Annotated in this window: 21 protein-coding genes; 19 read left to right on the plus strand and 2 right to left on the minus strand. The window is 38.4% G+C overall.

Going from position 1 to position 17,715, the window contains the following annotated elements:
• Window positions 1–354 precede the first annotated feature (354 nt).
• From cydD to WS08_RS01545, 5 genes are all read left to right on the plus strand, one after another.
• The gene (cydD, locus tag WS08_RS01525) at window positions 355–2,088 is read left to right on the plus strand and encodes a thiol reductant ABC exporter subunit CydD (protein WP_009495740.1); all 1,734 of its coding nucleotides are present in this window, start codon (window positions 355–357) and stop codon (window positions 2,086–2,088) included.
• A complete protein-coding gene (cydC, locus tag WS08_RS01530; protein WP_009495741.1) occupies window positions 2,081–3,826 on the plus strand; it encodes a thiol reductant ABC exporter subunit CydC in 1,746 nt (581 codons plus the stop codon). The genes cydD and cydC overlap by 8 nt, the downstream gene beginning before the upstream one ends.
• Window positions 3,827–3,977: 151 nt before the next feature.
• Window positions 3,978–4,511: a glycoside hydrolase family 73 protein gene (locus WS08_RS01535; protein ID WP_051950112.1), complete on the plus strand. Its 534-nt coding sequence runs from the start codon at window positions 3,978–3,980 to the stop codon at window positions 4,509–4,511.
• Window positions 4,512–4,544: 33 nt separating this feature from the next.
• Window positions 4,545–4,784, plus strand: coding sequence for an NAD(P)-dependent oxidoreductase (locus WS08_RS01540; RefSeq protein ID WP_038528083.1), 240 nt, complete (start codon window positions 4,545–4,547; stop codon window positions 4,782–4,784).
• The gene (locus WS08_RS01545; protein WP_038528086.1) at window positions 4,766–5,668 is read left to right on the plus strand and encodes an ATP-grasp domain-containing protein; all 903 of its coding nucleotides are present in this window, start codon (window positions 4,766–4,768) and stop codon (window positions 5,666–5,668) included. Before WS08_RS01540 ends, WS08_RS01545 begins: the two co-directional genes overlap by 19 nt.
• Before the next feature lie 60 nt (window positions 5,669–5,728).
• Here WS08_RS01545 and WS08_RS06815 read toward each other — a convergent pair whose 3' ends face one another.
• Window positions 5,729–5,845, minus strand: a complete 117-nt coding sequence (locus WS08_RS06815) for a DUF4044 domain-containing protein (protein WP_100223539.1) — start codon at window positions 5,843–5,845, stop codon at window positions 5,729–5,731.
• Between the two features lie 136 nt (window positions 5,846–5,981).
• On the opposite strand from WS08_RS06815, the gene WS08_RS01550 reads away from it, so the two are divergent.
• From WS08_RS01550 to WS08_RS06820, 8 genes are all read left to right on the plus strand, one after another.
• On the plus strand, window positions 5,982–6,404 hold the full coding sequence (locus WS08_RS01550) for a MepB family protein (RefSeq protein WP_009495745.1): 423 nt from the start codon (window positions 5,982–5,984) through the stop codon (window positions 6,402–6,404).
• Between the two features lie 168 nt (window positions 6,405–6,572).
• Window positions 6,573–6,935: a DUF3397 family protein gene (locus WS08_RS01555; RefSeq protein ID WP_009495747.1), complete on the plus strand. Its 363-nt coding sequence runs from the start codon at window positions 6,573–6,575 to the stop codon at window positions 6,933–6,935.
• Between the two features lie 18 nt (window positions 6,936–6,953).
• On the plus strand, window positions 6,954–7,163 hold the full coding sequence (locus tag WS08_RS01560) for a cold-shock protein (RefSeq protein ID WP_009495748.1): 210 nt from the start codon (window positions 6,954–6,956) through the stop codon (window positions 7,161–7,163).
• A 10-nt stretch (window positions 7,164–7,173) separates the two neighbouring features.
• Window positions 7,174–7,728, plus strand: a complete 555-nt coding sequence (locus tag WS08_RS01565) for an NUDIX hydrolase (protein ID WP_009495750.1) — start codon at window positions 7,174–7,176, stop codon at window positions 7,726–7,728.
• Between the two features lie 7 nt (window positions 7,729–7,735).
• Window positions 7,736–7,996, plus strand: a complete 261-nt coding sequence (locus tag WS08_RS01570) for a hypothetical protein (RefSeq protein WP_009495751.1) — start codon at window positions 7,736–7,738, stop codon at window positions 7,994–7,996.
• Window positions 7,997–8,008: 12 nt separating this feature from the next.
• Window positions 8,009–8,698, plus strand: coding sequence for a 5'-methylthioadenosine/adenosylhomocysteine nucleosidase (locus WS08_RS01575; RefSeq protein WP_009495753.1), 690 nt, complete (start codon window positions 8,009–8,011; stop codon window positions 8,696–8,698).
• 42 nt (window positions 8,699–8,740) lie between these two features.
• Window positions 8,741–9,085, plus strand: coding sequence for a hypothetical protein (locus WS08_RS01580; protein ID WP_009495755.1), 345 nt, complete (start codon window positions 8,741–8,743; stop codon window positions 9,083–9,085).
• Between the two features lie 257 nt (window positions 9,086–9,342).
• Window positions 9,343–10,323 carry a LysM peptidoglycan-binding domain-containing protein gene (locus WS08_RS06820; RefSeq protein ID WP_009495757.1) on the plus strand — a complete coding sequence of 327 codons (981 nt, stop codon included), beginning with the start codon at window positions 9,343–9,345 and terminating at the stop codon, window positions 10,321–10,323.
• Window positions 10,324–10,451: 128 nt separating this feature from the next.
• On the opposite strand, the gene nrdI is transcribed toward WS08_RS06820, so the two are convergent.
• Window positions 10,452–10,904: a class Ib ribonucleoside-diphosphate reductase assembly flavoprotein NrdI gene (nrdI, locus tag WS08_RS01595; RefSeq protein WP_009495759.1), complete on the minus strand. Its 453-nt coding sequence runs from the start codon at window positions 10,902–10,904 to the stop codon at window positions 10,452–10,454.
• 316 nt (window positions 10,905–11,220) lie between these two features.
• Between nrdI and nrdH the strand changes: the two genes are divergently transcribed.
• The 6 genes from nrdH to WS08_RS01625 all read left to right on the plus strand — a co-directional run bounded on the left by nrdH (window position 11,221) and on the right by WS08_RS01625 (window position 17,710).
• Window positions 11,221–11,466 carry a glutaredoxin-like protein NrdH gene (gene nrdH / locus WS08_RS01600; protein ID WP_009495761.1) on the plus strand — a complete coding sequence of 82 codons (246 nt, stop codon included), beginning with the start codon at window positions 11,221–11,223 and terminating at the stop codon, window positions 11,464–11,466.
• A gap of 63 nt (window positions 11,467–11,529) precedes the next feature.
• Window positions 11,530–13,701 (plus strand): class 1b ribonucleoside-diphosphate reductase subunit alpha, encoded by a 2,172-nt coding sequence (nrdE, locus tag WS08_RS01605; protein WP_009495763.1) that lies wholly within the window; start codon window positions 11,530–11,532, stop codon window positions 13,699–13,701.
• Window positions 13,702–13,773: 72 nt separating this feature from the next.
• On the plus strand, window positions 13,774–14,739 hold the full coding sequence (gene nrdF, locus WS08_RS01610) for a class 1b ribonucleoside-diphosphate reductase subunit beta (protein WP_009495765.1): 966 nt from the start codon (window positions 13,774–13,776) through the stop codon (window positions 14,737–14,739).
• Between the two features lie 313 nt (window positions 14,740–15,052).
• Window positions 15,053–16,054 carry a tryptophan ABC transporter substrate-binding protein gene (gene trpX / locus WS08_RS01615; protein ID WP_009495767.1) on the plus strand — a complete coding sequence of 334 codons (1,002 nt, stop codon included), beginning with the start codon at window positions 15,053–15,055 and terminating at the stop codon, window positions 16,052–16,054.
• Window positions 16,054–16,938, plus strand: coding sequence for an ABC transporter permease (locus WS08_RS01620; protein WP_009495769.1), 885 nt, complete (start codon window positions 16,054–16,056; stop codon window positions 16,936–16,938). Before trpX ends, WS08_RS01620 begins: the two co-directional genes overlap by 1 nt.
• A 1-nt stretch (window position 16,939) precedes the next feature.
• Window positions 16,940–17,710, plus strand: coding sequence for an ABC transporter ATP-binding protein (locus WS08_RS01625; RefSeq protein ID WP_009495771.1), 771 nt, complete (start codon window positions 16,940–16,942; stop codon window positions 17,708–17,710).
• Window positions 17,711–17,715: the final 5 nt, after the last annotated feature.

Genomic DNA, 17,715 nt, shown 5'->3' on the forward strand with positions numbered 1-17,715 from the left:
TGCATAAAATATGTTGTTAACCGCTACTGATAAATTCAGTAGCGGTTTTTTTAATGCAGTGAAATAGACATAGATATACACATCTGTGTTGAGGGGGTTAAAACAGTGATTTAAGGGTAACTCTCGTTAATGAATATATAATATCGAAATGGTGATATTAATTCGACAGGGGACTTATCAGGACGCTTATTTACTTAAATGAGATATATCATTTGGGGCTTGTATTGGTGGATAATAGGACGTGTAGTGTCTTTTGACGGGATGGAAATAGACGATTATAATAGTATTAGTTCAAAAAAAGGATCGGGCAAGTGACCGGTCCTTTTTTACACATATTGACCTAGGGAGACGTGTATGATTGATAGACGTATATTTAAATTTGCCAATGCTCGAAAAGTATTGATGCTATTGGCCGCACTAACAGCTGTGCAAGCAATTGTTATTGTTTTGCAAGGACGATTTTTAAGTGGCGCATTGACTGGATTATGGAATATGTTGCCACTACAGAGTGTGGTACTACCATTGATTATTTTTGGAAGTGCCTTTTTGTTGCGTCAATTACTATCCGTGGCAAAAAATTATGTATTAGCACCCTTTGCTGATCAAGCAACGAGTGAGTTACAAGAAGCCTTAATCAAGAAGTACACAAAATTAGGCCCCTCAGTTATCGCCCAACAAGGAACAGGTAAATCAGTTGTGTTGGCGGTTGAAGGAATTGATCAAGTGCATGATTACTTTTCATTAGTTTTAATCAAACTATTTGATATGAGTATTATTCCTTGGATTATTTTGGCATACTTAGCAACGTTACAATGGAAAGAAGCATTGTTCTTATTCTTCATTTATCCTGTTATTGTGTTGTTTATGATTTTGCTTGGGTTCACTGCACAAGCAAAAGCCGATAAGGAATATGATCGATTCAACCGTCTATCAAATCATTTTATTGATACATTACGTGGGTTAACAACACTAAAGCAATTAGGCCTTTCTAAAAAATACGCGAACAATATCTATGAAGTATCTGAAGATTACCGTAAAGCAACAATTAGCACATTAAAGATTGCTATTCTTTCCAGCTTTGCGTTGGATTTCTTTACGACATTGTCTATTGCAATTGTGGCTCTATTCTTAGGAATGAGCTTGATGAATGGGACGTTGATGCTCCTACCGGCATTAACGATGCTTGTATTGGCGCCAGACTACTTTTTACCTATCCGTAATTTTGCGAACGATTATCATGCGACATTGAATGGTAAAAATGCATTAGCAGATATTTTCACGATTCTAGATATGCCTGAACCAACTGACCAATTAACATTTCAACCAAAGACACGTCAATGGCAAGCAAATAGTGAATTGAAACTAAAACATGTAGATTTCCGTTATGATGATGCGAATGAAAATACGCTAACTGATATTAATATGAATATTAGTGGTTATCAACGTGTTGGTTTAGTTGGAACCTCTGGTTCTGGAAAATCAACATTATTGAATTTACTAGGTGGCTTCTTAACAGGTTCTGGAGAAATTTCACTAGACGGACAACAAGTTCCACATTTGGCACAAACCAACTGGCAACAAATGCTTCAAGTTATGCCACAAGATCCTTATATTTTCCATGAAAGTGTCCGTGAAAATCTAGCTTTCTATGCAACAAACGCGACAGACGCAGAAATTATGGTGGCTATCGAACGCGTTGGTTTGCAAGATTGGTTTGAATCATTACCTGATGGATTGGATACAGTTATTGGGGATGGCGCATTACAAACCTCTGGTGGGCAAGCGCAACGTATTGGACTTGCACGCATCATTTTGGATGAGGAACGCCATGTTATTTTGTTAGACGAACCAACAGCTCATCTAGATATTGAAACAGAACATCATCTAAAAGAAACGATGTTGCCAGTATTTGATAATAAATTAGTTGTGTTTGCGACACACCGATTACATTGGTTAGCGCAAATGGATCATATTATTGTCATGCGTGATGGGAAAATTGCAGAGCAAGGAACCTTATCAGAATTAATGGCAGCAAATGGTTACTTTGTAGAGTTACAAGCTGCAATGCGAGGAGTGACACATGACTAATTATCGACAATTAATCAAAAAAGATCATTGGGTCTTTCCTTATTTGAAGAAATATTCTGGCCTATTATCATTAGTGATTTTCCTAGGATTTTTAACTGTATTCTGTGGTGGCGCATTGATGTTTACATCAGGGTATTTGATATCTCGTTCTGCCCAACGTCCTGAAAATATTTTGATGATTTACGCACCAATCGTGTTAACACGTGCCTTTGGGATTGGACGACCAAGTTTCCGTTACTTAGAACGCTTAGTATCTCATAATTGGGTGTTGCGTATCGTTTCTAATTTCCGTAAGCGTCTGTATCAAATTGTGGAACGAGGAACTAAAAGTATTCATGCGAAGGTTCAAACAGGACAAGTGTTTAATGTCTTGGCCAATGACTTATTCAAAATTGAAAACTTTTATTTGCAAATGCTGTTTCCAACAATCATTGGTTGGCTAATTTACTTAGCTGGATCAATTGCAGTAGGCCTATTTAGCCCAATCACAGCTATTTTATTGCTTATCGTCTTAGGATTGAACACAATTTTGCTACCGTTGATCACAATTGCCATTAAAGGTGCTAGTGATTTTAAGCAAAAACAATTAGAAGAACAAATCTATACTGAATTAACTGATGCAGTACTAGGTCTACAGGATTGGGTGTTATCTGGTCGAACGGATGAATTGTTAGAAAAGCAAAACAAAGACTTTGCCCGTCTAAATGCATTACAAGAAAAAGATAATCATTTTGATTGGTGGCGTGGATGTGTAGCTGAAGTTATCATTGCGATTACTGCCATTATCTTGATTGTATTTGCGAATACAATGTTTGGTGGGAATGAAGATACTGTTAGCTGGATTGCTGCCTTTGGATTAGTGATGTTTCCTCTAGCTGATTCACTTGTAAGTATCAGTGCTGGATTTGGAGAATGGCCACGATACGCTGATTCTATTCAACGTTTGAATGAATTAGAAGAACAAAGTAGTCAAGAAGCACATTATGAACAAGCCCCATTACCAATAGATACAACGATTAACTTTCAAAATACGTCATTTAGTTATGATGATAAGCATACTGTACTAGAGAATATTAATGTCACGATTAAGCCAGGGGAACACCTTGCAATCTTAGGACCTTCTGGTGCGGGAAAATCAACATTGTTGAAATTGATTATGGGAGACGAAGCGCCTACATCAGGTGAGGTCTTAATTGGTGGCAATGCGACAACCAGCTATCAAGAGAATCGTTCGAACTTAATCGCAGTGCTAGATCAACAACCTTATTTGTTTGCTACGAGTGTTGCCAATAATCTACGTCTAGGTAATTTACATGCAACGGAGGAACAACTATGGGCTGTCTTGGCACAAGTTAAATTGGATAAGCTCGTTGCTAGTTTGCCGGCTAAATTAGAAACCCCCATGAACGAAGCTGGAAAGCGTTTTTCTGGTGGTGAACGTCAACGATTCGCATTGGCACGTATTCTATTACAAGATACGCCAATTGTTATTTTAGATGAGCCAACTGTTGGATTGGATCCGATTACAGAATTAGCTGTATTAGAAATGATTTTTGAAACATTAGCTGACAAAACTATTGTATGGGTAACACATCATTTAACGGGAATTGAAATGACTGATGAGGTGATTTTTATTGATGATCATCAAATTAGTTTGCAAGGTACGCCATCAGAATTGATTAAAACAGAACCACGCTTTGCACAATTACTAGCATTAGATCATGGTGAATTGATTTAGTGTCATACTTAATTTTATTTAAAGTCCAATGCATTAAAATAGTGGCATTAAATAGAACGAGGGACAGATGATGTCATATAACAAAAGACGGAAAAAACAAACGAGTGCCCTAAGGGCTCTGTTATTTTTCGTAATCCTTATGATAGGACTCATGATTGCTGGCGGTGTTTGGGGCATACAATCCCTTTCTAAGGTGAGTACGCAAAAATCCCCACAGGAAGAGCAACGTTATGAATTCTTATCAGCGATTGGACCAGGGGCTAAGCGTATTCAAGCGGTGTACGACGTGCCCGCATCAATTATTATGGCGCAAGCAGCATTAGAATCTGATTTTGGTAATTCAGAATTGGGTGCTAAACATCATAATTTATTCGGTGTTAAGGCTAGCCCAGGTATGGAACAAGTCACATTAACAACCAAGGAATTTGTAGATGGGGAATGGATCACAATACACGCCAACTTTAGAGAATATCCCGATTGGACCGCATCCATGATTGATCACGCACAGTTGATACGACGTGGTACAACTGATCAGCCAGACCGATACGCGCAGGTAAATACATCCGGCACATACAAAGATGCAGCAAATGGATTGGTATCAGGTGGGTATGCAACAGACCCTAAATATGCAGATAAATTGATTGCAGTTATTGAAACATATGACTTAGAGACGTATGATAAATAAAAGAAACAAATTCAGAAAGGAGGAGAGCAGACAATGTCATTTCATTTATTACCAGGCCACACTATTGGAATCATTAGTAATGATTTAATGGGACAAAACATGGCCCAAAAAGCACATGCCATGGGATTTAATGTTGTTGGATTCAGTGAATATCCAGATACACCGGTAACGTTTGAAGCTGATGAATCATTTATTGGATATGAACAATTAGCTCTCTTCAAAGAAAAAGCAGATATTATAACGTATACGGCACCATGCTGGCACCTGAATTAACAGACGAGCTAGAAGGCACTGTCTTGCCACAAGGATTAGATCTTGTATCAATTACAGGGGATCATGCAGTTAGTCGTGCGTTTAATGAAGCGTGTGGCTTGAATATCCTACCGTATCGTATTGCGACATCTCTCGATGAGGTGAGTGAAGCAGCACGTATGTTAGGTTATCCGGTTGTTGTAAAACCAATCTTCAAACATAAGCATCATGATGAAACAGTTATTCTACATGGTGTTTGGGATTTGGGGATGGTCGCACCACTTGTTGATGGTGGTACAATGCTCGTTGAAAATTGGTTAGAGCCTGTTCGAGAATTCTCAGTGACAGCGATTCGTAGTGAGACTGGGGATGTTAAAGCATTTCCCATTCGAGAAACACAAAAGCAAGCGCAACATTTGCGTAAAGCATGGACTGTTGATAACCTTGATCATGATTTAATTGAAGCGTTGCAAGAAGTTGTCATACGAATTAGTACGGCATTGGATTATGTGGGAGCTTTCTCAGTTAACTTCTTCTTTAGTAGTGAAGAGAATTTATACGTCCGTGATATTTTGCCAGGGATTGAAGCAACTGATGCTGTATATGAAGGGATCACATCAATCTCTGTTGTAGAACAGCATCTACGAGCCATTACCGGGCAACCACTACAAGCAGTTAAACAGTATGGCGCTGCAATGTATTTGCCAATTACAGCACGTGAACGGACGAGTGTGTTATGGAATTGGGGTATCCAGGACAGTTGGGCCATATCCTTTTATCGTCATGATGACGGTATTAAATTAGGCCATGTTAATGTTTTAGCGACGAATACGGTAGAACTATTACAAAATATTGATGCGACACAAATCTGGACTAACAATCCAGATACAAAAGTTGAGTCGTAATAAAAATAACTGACGTAAATAAAAAGGTCCGCAGAATATCTGCGGACCTTTTTATTTAACTTAGAAGGCGATTGAAAGAATAGCTAGAAGTGAGCTAACAATCATAATTGCCAACATGAATACGACGAAAACCTTGATAATCTTTTGCATTGTTGATTTGCGCTTTTTTGTTGCCATGTTAATTATATCTCCAATTGTTTTATGGTTATTTAATAGTATAGCAAATATTTTCATTAGATTGGGAAGATAGAACACGTATAATTAAATTTAACGATATTTAGTAAAAAAACACTTATTAATTCGAGGTGAATATATGTATAAGTCAGTAGAGATATTAAAAGCATGTCTTGATATGTCTTTTGATAATGTTGAAATCATCGAAGAAAAACAAAATGCTGCTTATGAAGGGTTTTATATCCCGAAATTAAATGTTCGAAGTCGTTTAGCCAAACAAACGCCTAAGAAGGCAGGTTTCTTTGTTACGCATTATGTGGCAGACGGGGATGGTAATCGACCATATACTGTGAAAGAAACATTAAACATGTTAGCCATCTGTATTCCTGATGAGGGTGCATTTCTATTTCCAAAAGAAATTTTAATGGAAAAGAAAATCATTACAACAAGTGTTATAGGTAAAATGGGATTCAGAGTCTACTTGCCAACAGAGATGGCATTAAATGCTTCGGCTCAGAAAACGCAAGCGTGGCAGGCTAAATATTACTATAGTGTCCGTTAGAAAACTGATATATTCAGGACGGCAAATAATCGACAAAATTTTAATCGTTATTTTTCATGATTTTTAAAAAGTACCTTAAAAACTCTAAGATTAGCGATGCAACATGGCTCAGTCTTAAGGCTTGATATGGTATAATGACGCATAATACTTACAAAAGGAAGTGGCAGTATGGCAACAATCGTCGCATGGCCAATAACCATTGTTATAACACTTGTTCTATGGGGTGTTTTATGGGGATCAAAGCGATTCTTTCTACAAAGTTCTTGGCCTAAATGGGTAGAACCTGTGGACATAGCAACTGTTGTGGCATGGTGGAGTATTCAAAGCATCTCATATCAAAATTGGGGCCATTCATTTTTGTTACCACTATTATTGATGTTGGTATTATGGGGAATTGCCATAGCACTATATCAAACATTTTTGGGTCAAAATTTCACGTTGCAACGTTTTGGACGTCAATGGTTCCGAATCATGAATATCACAACAATGAGTTTAGTAGTTATCTTGGCCTTGCTGAGTTGGTTACTTTAATTAATAAGGAGACATCACATGGAAAAAGTTTTAGGAACAGTTAAGAGCTGGGATAAAGGGTTTGGTTTTATTGAAATTAAAGGTGAACCAGATGTCTTTGTACATTACACACAAATCGAAACGCAAAATGTTCGTCGTTTGACTGAAGGGCAACAAGTTGCGCTAATGGTTGTACAAGGACTACGTGGACCACAAGCAACTGGTGTGGAAGTGATTAACGAAGCATAGGAGATACATCATGGATGAACAATATCGAGAAGAAGTCATTGCAGAGGCTGTTAAATTTGACGGTAAGATTATCAAAGTAACCCAACAAACGGTGCGTTTACCAAATGGGGCAGAAGCAACGCGCGATATTGTTTATCACAGTGGTGCAGTAGCCGTGATGGCATTAACATCAGATGACAAAATGATTTTAACGCGTCAATGGCGTGCGCCTATTAAAGCAATGTCTTTGGAAATTCCTGCTGGGAAGCTTGATGATCGAGATAAAAAAGACACCTTACATGCGGCAATTCGTGAATTAAATGAAGAAGTACGCATGCAAGCTGGAAATTGGCAAGAAGTGGCTAATTTTTACACGTCAATTGGTTTTGCCGATGAACATATGACATTGTATCTAGCAACAGACTTATCACCAGTGGATGATGAACTTCCGCAAGACGATGATGAGAATCTAGATTTGTTAATGGTCACATTTGATGAAATGACTGAATTATTTAATGCCGGAAAACTTCAAGATGCGAAGACGTTAATGGCTTATTTCCATTGGCAAGTGTTGCGCAACAAGTGAGGTTAGCATGAATACACTAAAGATATGGTGGCAAAAGATTCGTCCAATGAAGAAACGGGCGCAAGCTGAGATGCCAGAAATTAATGGACGACCGATCACACGCGCTGAATATCGGTTGAGTGGTAAAGGTCGTTATGAATTAGATCAACAAACAGGTAAGCTAACTGTTGAAGGGAAAACAAATCGATTGAAGCATCGTTTGAACCTTGCGATGGTGTGGTTAGTTGTTTTAATTATTATTGTTTATATTTTGTTATTTACGTTATAGGAGAAAATAAGAATGCGTTACGGTGTTATTAATGCGATGCAAGAAGAAAAGTTAGCATTGTTAGAAGCAATGACTGACATGGTTAAAGTAGAAAAAGGGTTGAAGGAATTTTACACAGGTAAAATTGGATCAACTGAAGTTGTTGTTGTAGAATCTGGAATTGGTAAGGTCGAAGCTGCGATTACAACAACATTGTTGATTAATGAATTTGATGTTGATGCTGTGATTAACTCAGGATCAGCAGGTGCCTTGGGTGCAGATTTGCGTATTGGAGACATCGTCATTGCTGATAACTTAGCTTATGGGGATGCTGATGCACGTGCATTCGGTTATGCCTATGGTCAAGTACCACAACAACCAGCGACATTTGTACCAGATGAAGCATTGGCTTCTGCAATGGCTGATGAATTTGCTAAGAAGGCAACAGGAAAGCTATATCGTGGATTGATTTTGACGTCTGATTCATTTATTGCTGGTCCAGAACAAAAGGATGTTTTGTTGGGACACTTCCCTGAAGCAATGTCTGCAGAAATGGAAGGGGCAGCGATTGCGCAAGTAGCAACAACTTACAACAAGCCATTTGCTGTTGTTCGTGCTATTTCAGACAATGCTAACGGTGAAGCAGGACCAACATTTGATGAATTCATTGTAGATGCGGGACGTCAATCTGCAGAAGTATTGATTCATTTTTTTAACAAGTAATTAGATAGGGAAATATAAGCGGGATTTAGGAGGAGTAGAGTTATGGCTTTTGAAACAACAGTTACTATTGCAGGGGACAATCAAACATATGTTTTTAATCCAAAGATGCGTAAGTATGCATTAACTGATTTGGGGTTTGTAACAAACAATGCTGGCACATATGTCATGGAACGTGCGTTGCAACCAATGAAGGGACTACAAGCATCTATCAAGTTAAAGGTTATGGTGGATAAGAACCTAACTGGTATTAAGATTAAGACGCTAAATCCAGCGGGAACAGATCGTGTAGATATTTTTAAAATCTCAGACAATGAAGAAATGGTTGAATTGTACCATTACTATTTGAACGAATTAGTTGCACGTGAAGTAATGACGATTGCAGATTAATCTAATAAAAGGAGCGTAAATACAGATGTATTTACGCTCCTTTTATTTTAAATGTCGTCTTTGCTTACTTTTTCTCTTAATTTTTTACTGAAATGATTTAGAATAAATTAAGAAAGATAAGAAAAGGTCTAGACCGTGTAAGTTAAGCTAGGCTAAATGCTAGGATTATACTGGTATGAATTTTTAAAATGCTATAAATGTCGATGAACAGAACGTTAGCTCAATATCTTATAGGTAGGCGAAGGAGAAAAGTTCAAATGAATAAAAAGTTGATGTCCACAGTAACGATTGCAGGATTAGCAACACTTGGGGGTGTTGTGGATGCCTCAGCAGATACTAAGTATACTATTGAAAAGGGAGATACATTGTCACATATTGCTTTAGAATATGCGACCACTGTACGCCAACTAGCAACTGAAAATAAAATTGAAAATCCAGATTTGATCTTTGCAGGAGATACATTGTGGATTAATGGGGTACCTACAAACGTACGCCCAGCAGCACCACAAGCTAATGTAGCACCTACAAACAATGTTGTGGCACCAAGTACACCTGACGTGCAAAACGTCGTTGTAGAACAAACAACACCACAAACAGAAGAAAAGGTAACTACAACACCGGAAGTAGAAGAGAAAGCTCCTGAAGCCAACGTAGAAGTCGCTGAACCAGAAACAACACCTGTTGTGGAAGAAGAAGCGACAGAAGAACCTACTAAGGACGTGGAATCAGAAGTAGTTGTTGAAGAAGAACCTGCTGTTGAAGAAGTACAAACGCCAGTTCAACCAGAAACACCAAAAGCTGTCGAAGTGCCTAAGGCTGTTGAAGCGCCAAAGCCGGTAGCACCTAAAGCTGTAGAAGTACCTAAGGCTGTTGAAACACCAAAGCCAATTGAAATTGTACAACCACAAGTACAAGAAAAGAAGCAACCGGTAACGCCAGTAGCACCAAAGCCACAAACACCGGCACAACCACAAGTAAACCAAAACTTGTCTGTTTACGATCGTTTCTTGAACGCAGGTGGAACTGCAGCTATGTGGACACACATTGTGATGCCTGAATCAGGTGGAAACCCAAATGCATTGTCACCAAATGGTTACCGTGGACTTGGACAAACCAAAGAAGCTTGGGGAGTTGGATCAGTTGAAGAACAAACTGCGGGGATGCTAAACTATGCATCACAACGTTATGGTTCTATTGCTGGCGCAATCTCATTCCGCTTGGCTAATGGTTGGTGGTAATCCGAGTATAGACTTGGGTGATATCGTCAATGTTTAACATATTGTTTGATTAAAAAAGAGTCGTTCAAAATTTATTGAACGACTCTTTTTACATATATTTTATGATTAAACCTTTTGCTTTAGTTTGTTTAAAGTAAATTTTTATCTGTTAGATGTTGAAGTAAGATGTCGTAAATGCGGGTAACATCTTGAGGCATCCCTCGTAGTTCGAAATCAGCCAACATTGGGACATTATATTTATCGGCATATCGATTAGCGGTCAAGGTATATTGGATATTGAAGTTTTTATTACCTGATCCAATGACACCAAGAATGTGTCGACCGTTATTACCATAGTCTAGATATTCGCCTAAGGCATTTGTTAGCGTTTCTTTAACACCATTGTCAATGCCGTTTCCACCATCAAGATATGTGGGAACAAATGCATAATAAGGTGTGGTCTCAAAGTCATCAGGTGTTGCGTCAGAGATTTCAACTGGGGTGAAAGTTACCTGTCCCTGTTCTGCAGCAAAAGTAGTTAGCCGTTGTACAAATGCTCTAGTGTTTCCTGATTGTGAGATGTAAAGTAGACGAATTTCCATGGTGAACTCCCTTAAATATGATACTGTCTACGTTAGAACAAATTCTAAAAAATAACAATCAAATTTTATGCTTTTTTTTGATAAAAAAAGCTTGCTAATTGAAAGGAATCGTGGTTTGTAAAAACACCGATTATAACAATGCGTTATCTTTAAAGAGATTGTAATATAAGCTCTAAACGTTGATTTAAAGCGGTTTCTTTCTAAATTGGTTAAAAAACATCTCGGAATGACCTTGCAATGAGTTAGTTAATTAACTATACTCGATTTACGGCAAAAAACTGAAAAATAATATAAGTAAATCTAAGGAGAAAATAGAATGAATGAAGTAACAATTTACACAAAAAATCAATGTGTCCAATGTATGATGACAAAGAAGACCTTGGCACAATATGGTGTTGATTTTGTTGAAAAAAATATTGAAGAAGATCCAGAAGCACTAGCATTTTTGCGTGCAGAAGGTTTCCAAGCAGTACCTGTTTTGTTTGCAGAAGGAATGGAACCTGTTCAAGGTTTCCGACCTGACGTATTAACAGCCTTGGCAAAGGCACAAGCAGCTATCTAATCAAGATAGACTGTCTCAAATATTTTAAAATTTAGTATTCATTTAGAAACACGAGGAGAGATCATGTCATTGTTGGACCTAGATCAAGACAAAGTAACGTACTTTGACTTAAACAACGAATTAAATATCCCAAAGGATAATTCTATTCAAATGGGAAAGGATAAGGAAGCGTTAGCAGCATTCCTTACAGAAAATGTTGAACCCAACACTTTAAAATTTGCGACTCTCCGTGAACGATTCGATTACCTATTGGAAAATGATTTCATCGATCCTGCACTATTAGCGCAATACGACTTTTCAGTAATTGAAAAGCTATACGACTTCTTATTTGAACAAAAGTTCCAATTCAAGTCATTTATGGCGGCTTACAAGTTCTACGCACAATATGCTATCAAGACAAATGATGGTGCTTATTATGTTGAACGTTATGAAGACCGTGTTGTGATGAACGCATTGTTCTACGCGGCAGGAAACGAAGAATTAGCCATGCGTTTGGCAAATGAAATGGTTCACCAACGTTATCAACCAGCCACACCATCATTCTTGAACGCAGGTCGTTCACGTCGTGGTGAACTTGTCTCATGTTTCATCTTGCAAACAAGTGATGACATGAATGCAATTGGACGAACAATTAATTCTGCTTTGCAACTATCTAAAATTGGTGGTGGAGTTGGAATTACTTTGTCTAACCTACGTGAAGCTGGAGCCCCAATCAAGGGAATTCAAAATGCCGCATCAGGTGTGGTACCAGTGATGAAGTTGTTGGAAGACTCTTTCTCTTACTCAAACCAAATGGGACAACGTAATGGGGCTGGGGTTGTGTACTTGTCAGTATTCCATCCAGACATTATGGCCTTTTTGGCAACGAAGAAAGAAAATGCCGATGAAAAGGTTCGTATCAAGACGCTTTCAATGGGTGTAACAGTTCCAGACAAGTTTTATGACTTGGTGAAGAACAATGACAAGATGTACCTATTTTCACCATACGATGTTGAACGTGAATATGGTACACCATTCAACTATGTAGACATTACAGCTGAATATGACAACATGGTGGCTAATGACAACATTAAGAAGACTGTGATTAATGCACGTGATCTTGAAAATGAATTGTCAAAGATGCAACAAGAATCAGGTTACCCATATGTAATCAACATTGACACAGTTAATCGTGCTAACCCGATTGCTGGTAAAGTTGTGTCATCTAACTTGTGTTCAGAGATTCTACAAATCCAAAAGCCTTCTATTGTGAATAACAAGCAAGAACATGAGGTTTTGGGAACAGATGTTTCATGTAACTTGGGTTCTACGAACATCGTTAACATGATGGAAACAGATAACTTTGAACAATCAGTAGATACAATGGTTCGTGCATTGACATTCGTGTCAGATAACACGTCATTGGACATCGTACCTACTGTTCAAAATGGTAACCGTCAAGTCCATGCTATCGGTCTAGGAGCAATGGGACTACATGCAATGTTTGCTAAGAACCACATGCATTACGGAGACGAAGAAGCATTGGACTTTACAAATGCTTACTTCTTGATGTTGAATTACTACACATTAAAGGCATCTAACGAAATCGCTAAGGAACGTAATGAAGCGTTCTACGAATTTGAATTGTCAGACTATGCTAGTGGTCAATACTTCGATAAGTATGTGCAAAATGACTGGACTCCAAAGACGCAAAAAGTACGTGATTTGTTTGCTAACCATAACTTCCCAACTCAAGCTGATTGGGAAGAATTGAAGGCATCTGTTATGAAGTATGGTGTGTACAATGCATACCGTATGGCTATTGCACCAACAGGATCAATTTCATACGTTAATGACTCAACTGCTTCATTGCACCCAATCATTAACAAGATTGAAGAACGTCAAGAAAAGAAGATTGGGAAGATTTACTACCCAGCACCATATCTTGATGCATCAACGATTCCATATTACGAATCAGCCTACAACATGGATATGCGTAAGGTGATTGATGTGTATGCAATTGCACAACAACATATCGATCAAGGAATGTCTTTGACATTGTTTATGCGTTCAACTATCACAGAAGGTTTGTACGAATGGAAGAACGGTCGAACAAACAAGATGACAACTCGTGATCTAAATATTCTTCGTAATTATGCCTACCATAAGGGTGTAAAGTCATTGTATTATGTACGTACGTACACAGATGACATGGAAGAATTTGGTGTTAATGAGTGTGAAAGTTGTTCAATCTAACTTTAATAGCAATAAACGTACAGTCATCGATGTCATCGGTGACTGTTTCGTCGATTAGTCGAGGGGAAAATCATGGCCGAAAATTATAAGGCAATTAATTGGAATCAAGTTGAAGATGCAATTGATAAGGCAACGTGGGAAAAACTAACTGAACAATTTTGGTTGGACACACGTATTCCATTATCAAACGATTTGGATGATTGGCGTCAAATGACATCAGTGGAACACAACTTGGTAGGTAAGGTATTTGGTGGATTAACACTTTTGGATACTTTGCAATCACAAGATGGAATGACTTCATTGAAGGAAAACAGCACGACGCAACACGAAGAAGCTGTGTTGAACAACATTGAATTTATGGAATCTGTCCATGCTAAGTCATACTCATCAATTTTCGAAACGTTGAATACTGAACGCGAAATTGATGAAATCTTTGAATGGGTTGATGAAAATGAATACCTACAATACAAGGCACAAAAGATTAATGATATTTATCATAATGGAACTGCCTTGCAACGTAAGGTTGCGTCTGTATTCTTGGAAACATTTTTGTTCTATTCAGGATTCTACACACCGTTGTACTACCTAGGACACAACAAGTTGAACAACGTTGCTGAAATCATTAAGCTAATTTTGCGTGACGAATCTGTTCACGGAACGTATATTGGATATAAGTTCCAAATCGGATTTAATAAGCTTTCTGAAGAAGAACAAACAGAATTAAAGACTTGGATGTATGATCTATTGTTTGACTTGTACTCAAACGAAGAAAAGTACACACATGAATTATATGATGGTGTCGGATGGTCAGATTCTGTTTTGACATTCCTACGTTACAATGCCAACAAAGCATTGATGAACTTGGGACAAGATCCTTTGTTCCCAGACACAGTAGCTGATGTAAATCCAATTGTTATGAATGGTATCTCAACAACGACTTCAAACCATGATTTCTTCTCACAAGTGGGAAACGGTTACCGTTTGGGTGAAGTTGAAGTGATGTCAGATGATGACTATAACTACGGACTAACAAAATAACGCCTTGACCATAAACGGTCAGAGTGCTATATTAAATTTATTATTATTAGATTGAGTGGAAACAGACATGATGCATTTAACAACACAATTAAATGGTTGGTGGCGCAGCTAGCGCATCTGAACTGTATTTTGTACAGATTCGATGCGCGTTTTCGATGAACGTAAGTATCGATTCTGTGCTGACATGTTTCCGTAAAAACGAAAGGTCCGCATGGGAAGCCAGCGGACCTTTTCTTTTGCCGTAAGAAAAGCCCCAGGCTTGTCTTACGGTTTTTCTTTTGGAGCGGCGTACTAAGCTGAAGAGGGATGAATAATGAATAATAAAATTAAAGCAACAATCACAGGATTAGCGGTTATCTTGTTGGTAGGATTATATACAGAAACAAAGGCAGAAGAAACTGCGACACGTGATGTGGCACATGTCGGTATACTACAGTTCACTGCACATCCAGCGTTAGACGCAATTAATAAAGGGATTTTATCTGAACTATCTGATGCAGGATACATTCTCGGTAAAAATCTAGAAGTGACGCAATTGAATGCGCAAGGTGATCAATCTAATCTCCAAACAATGGCAACTAAGTTAGCGACCCAAAAAAATGACGTAAATGTTGGGATTGCAACACCGGCGGCTGTGCCTTTGGCTAATAGTATTACTGATAAGCCGGTTGTATTTGCTGCTTCAACGAATCCTGTAGGGGCTAAGTTAGTTAAGTCGATGGAAAAGCCAGGTGCAAATGTGACTGGGGTATCTGATCAAGCACCTCTACCAGCGCAGTTAAAAATGATTCATGCTTTTGTTCCAGAGTTAAAGACTCTAGGGATTATCTATACATCATCTGATGATGCAGCTTCAACAGAAGCCAAGCGAATGGATGCCCTAGCTCAGAAAGCCGGCATTGCGACTAAAATGTATACAATTAGCTCTTCAAATGATCTAAATCAAACAGCACAACAATTAGTGTCTAATGGGCAGGTAGAAGCAATCTTTGTTCCAACGGATAATACCATCGCGGGAGCATTTTCAACGTTAGTGAAACAAGCAAATGAGGCACACGTTCCGATCTTTCCAACCGTTGATACGATGGTGGAAAGCGGAGGTGTAGCTGCCGTATCAATCAATCAAACAGAGATTGGTCGTATGACAGGGCGTCAAATTGTTAAAATATTAAAGGGGCAAGAACCCAAAGATATGCCCGTCGATTTCATTAAGGACGGACAATTTGTTGTTAATGAAAAACAAATGAAACAATTAAACATGAAGATACCTGCAGCGTATTCTGATGCAAAAGCAGTGAAAAGTGAGGCAAACTAATGGCAATGTTAATATCAGCAATTGGACAAGGGTTAATCTGGGCAGCCGTAGGAATCGGATTGTTTTTAACATTTCGAATTCTTAACTTTCCAGATATGACAGTTGAAGGGACATTCCCACTAGGAGCCGCGACAGCGGTTGTGTTGATTTCTGGAGGTATGAACCCATATCTAGCAACATTATGCGCGATGGGCGCTGGGGCGTTGGCAGGAATGGTGACAGGGTTACTCTATACGAAAGGCCAAGTCCCTATTTTATTGGCAGGTATTCTAACGATGACCGCTGCATATTCAATCAATCTACGTATTTTAGGTCAAGCAAACCGTTCGTTGTTACAAATGCCGACGGTATTCTCTAATGACTTACTACAAAAGTTACCTAATAATTATCCCGTCGTTATCGTCGGGTTAATCGTTGTGATTATCGTTATCACATTAGTTAGTTTGTTTTTAAAAACACAATTAGGGCAAGCGTTTGTGGCAACTGGTGATAATGCAACAATGGCTCGTTCAATGGGAATTAGTACTGACACAATGACTATTTTAGGCTTGATGATTGCGAATGGATTTATTGGTCTTGGTGGTGCATTAGTCGCGCAAAATAATGGTTTTGCCGATGTAAATATGGGAATGGGAATTATTGTTGTGGGACTTGCCTCAATTATTATCGGAGAAGTGTTGTTTTCTGGTAACTTAACATTGATGGAACGTTTGATTACTGTAGCAATTGGATCAATTCTATATCGATTTGTCTTAGTACTTGTCTTATACATTGGATTTAACGCAGACGACCTTAAATTAGTGAGTGCTATCATTTTGGGATTGGCATTAATGATTCCAAAATTAGGTAAGCGTCTAAATATTAAGTGGCGAAAGGAGGCTTAACATGGCCGAAATGAGTTTAGAATTAATCGATGCAACGGTAACAGTTAATCAAGGAACGCCTGAAGAGCGGAACATTTTAAATCATGTGAATCTACAAATTCGTCAAGGTGAATTTGTTACCGTGTTAGGCTCAAATGGAGCTGGAAAATCAACTTTATTGAATGTTATTGCAGGAAATTTAAAGCTAACAAGTGGAGAAATCTGGTTGGGTGGTCAAAATGTGACACACTTAAATGATTTACAACGAACGAAGACACTAGCCCGTGTGTTTCAAGATCCTAAATTAGGGACTGCCCCTCGAATGACTGTCGCTGAGAATTTACTGTTATCTCAAAAGCGTGGTCAACGTCGCTCATTGCGTAACCGTGGACTAACAGCGCAAAAGAAAATGGAACTTGCTGAAATTGCACAAACTATGGGGAATGGATTAAGTGAACGACTTGATGTACCAACAGGTAATTTATCAGGTGGTCAACGTCAAGCATTGTCATTCTTAATGGCGACACAAGTGCGACCAGATGTGCTACTTTTAGATGAACATACGGCAGCGTTAGATCCGAAGACAAGTCAACAACTGATGACATTAACAAACGATAAAATTCGTGAAGCTGATTTAACGGCCATGATGATTACTCACGACTTAAATGATGCATTAGTTTATGGTGATCGTTTATTGGTCATTGAGAATGGTGGTATTGGGAAAGACTTTGATAGCAATGCTAAATCTGATTTATCAGTATCAGACTTATTGACGTATTTTAATAAATATTAAGCTGT

This window comes from Weissella tructae, from assembly GCF_000732905.1.
GTDB lineage: Bacteria > Bacillota > Bacilli > Lactobacillales > Lactobacillaceae > Weissella > Weissella tructae.

What these genes read in the sequence shown, in the direction of transcription:
- WS08_RS01625 (WP_009495771.1), top strand. Translation starts at nt 16,940, where the DNA reads ATGGCCGAAATGAGTTTAGAATTAATCGATGCAACGGTAACAGTTAAT.
- WS08_RS01540 (WP_038528083.1), top strand. Translation starts at nt 4,545, where the DNA reads ATGTCATTTCATTTATTACCAGGCCACACTATTGGAATCATTAGTAAT.
- nrdI (WP_009495759.1), bottom strand. Translation starts at nt 10,904, where the DNA reads ATGGAAATTCGTCTACTTTACATCTCACAATCAGGAAACACTAGAGCA.
- WS08_RS06815 (WP_100223539.1), bottom strand. Translation starts at nt 5,845, where the DNA reads ATGGCAACAAAAAAGCGCAAATCAACAATGCAAAAGATTATCAAGGTT.
- WS08_RS01580 (WP_009495755.1), top strand. Translation starts at nt 8,741, where the DNA reads ATGGCTTTTGAAACAACAGTTACTATTGCAGGGGACAATCAAACATAT.
- WS08_RS01545 (WP_038528086.1), top strand. Translation starts at nt 4,766, where the DNA reads ATGCTGGCACCTGAATTAACAGACGAGCTAGAAGGCACTGTCTTGCCA.
- cydD (WP_009495740.1), top strand. Translation starts at nt 355, where the DNA reads ATGATTGATAGACGTATATTTAAATTTGCCAATGCTCGAAAAGTATTG.
- WS08_RS01560 (WP_009495748.1), top strand. Translation starts at nt 6,954, where the DNA reads ATGGAAAAAGTTTTAGGAACAGTTAAGAGCTGGGATAAAGGGTTTGGT.
- cydC (WP_009495741.1), top strand. Translation starts at nt 2,081, where the DNA reads ATGACTAATTATCGACAATTAATCAAAAAAGATCATTGGGTCTTTCCT.
- WS08_RS01550 (WP_009495745.1), top strand. Translation starts at nt 5,982, where the DNA reads ATGTATAAGTCAGTAGAGATATTAAAAGCATGTCTTGATATGTCTTTT.
- WS08_RS01620 (WP_009495769.1), top strand. Translation starts at nt 16,054, where the DNA reads ATGGCAATGTTAATATCAGCAATTGGACAAGGGTTAATCTGGGCAGCC.
- WS08_RS01570 (WP_009495751.1), top strand. Translation starts at nt 7,736, where the DNA reads ATGAATACACTAAAGATATGGTGGCAAAAGATTCGTCCAATGAAGAAA.
- WS08_RS06820 (WP_009495757.1), top strand. Translation starts at nt 9,343, where the DNA reads ATGAATAAAAAGTTGATGTCCACAGTAACGATTGCAGGATTAGCAACA.
- WS08_RS01535 (WP_051950112.1), top strand. Translation starts at nt 3,978, where the DNA reads ATGATTGCTGGCGGTGTTTGGGGCATACAATCCCTTTCTAAGGTGAGT.
- nrdE (WP_009495763.1), top strand. Translation starts at nt 11,530, where the DNA reads ATGTCATTGTTGGACCTAGATCAAGACAAAGTAACGTACTTTGACTTA.
- nrdH (WP_009495761.1), top strand. Translation starts at nt 11,221, where the DNA reads ATGAATGAAGTAACAATTTACACAAAAAATCAATGTGTCCAATGTATG.
- WS08_RS01555 (WP_009495747.1), top strand. Translation starts at nt 6,573, where the DNA reads ATGGCAACAATCGTCGCATGGCCAATAACCATTGTTATAACACTTGTT.
- nrdF (WP_009495765.1), top strand. Translation starts at nt 13,774, where the DNA reads ATGGCCGAAAATTATAAGGCAATTAATTGGAATCAAGTTGAAGATGCA.
- trpX (WP_009495767.1), top strand. Translation starts at nt 15,053, where the DNA reads ATGAATAATAAAATTAAAGCAACAATCACAGGATTAGCGGTTATCTTG.
- WS08_RS01565 (WP_009495750.1), top strand. Translation starts at nt 7,174, where the DNA reads ATGGATGAACAATATCGAGAAGAAGTCATTGCAGAGGCTGTTAAATTT.
- WS08_RS01575 (WP_009495753.1), top strand. Translation starts at nt 8,009, where the DNA reads ATGCGTTACGGTGTTATTAATGCGATGCAAGAAGAAAAGTTAGCATTG.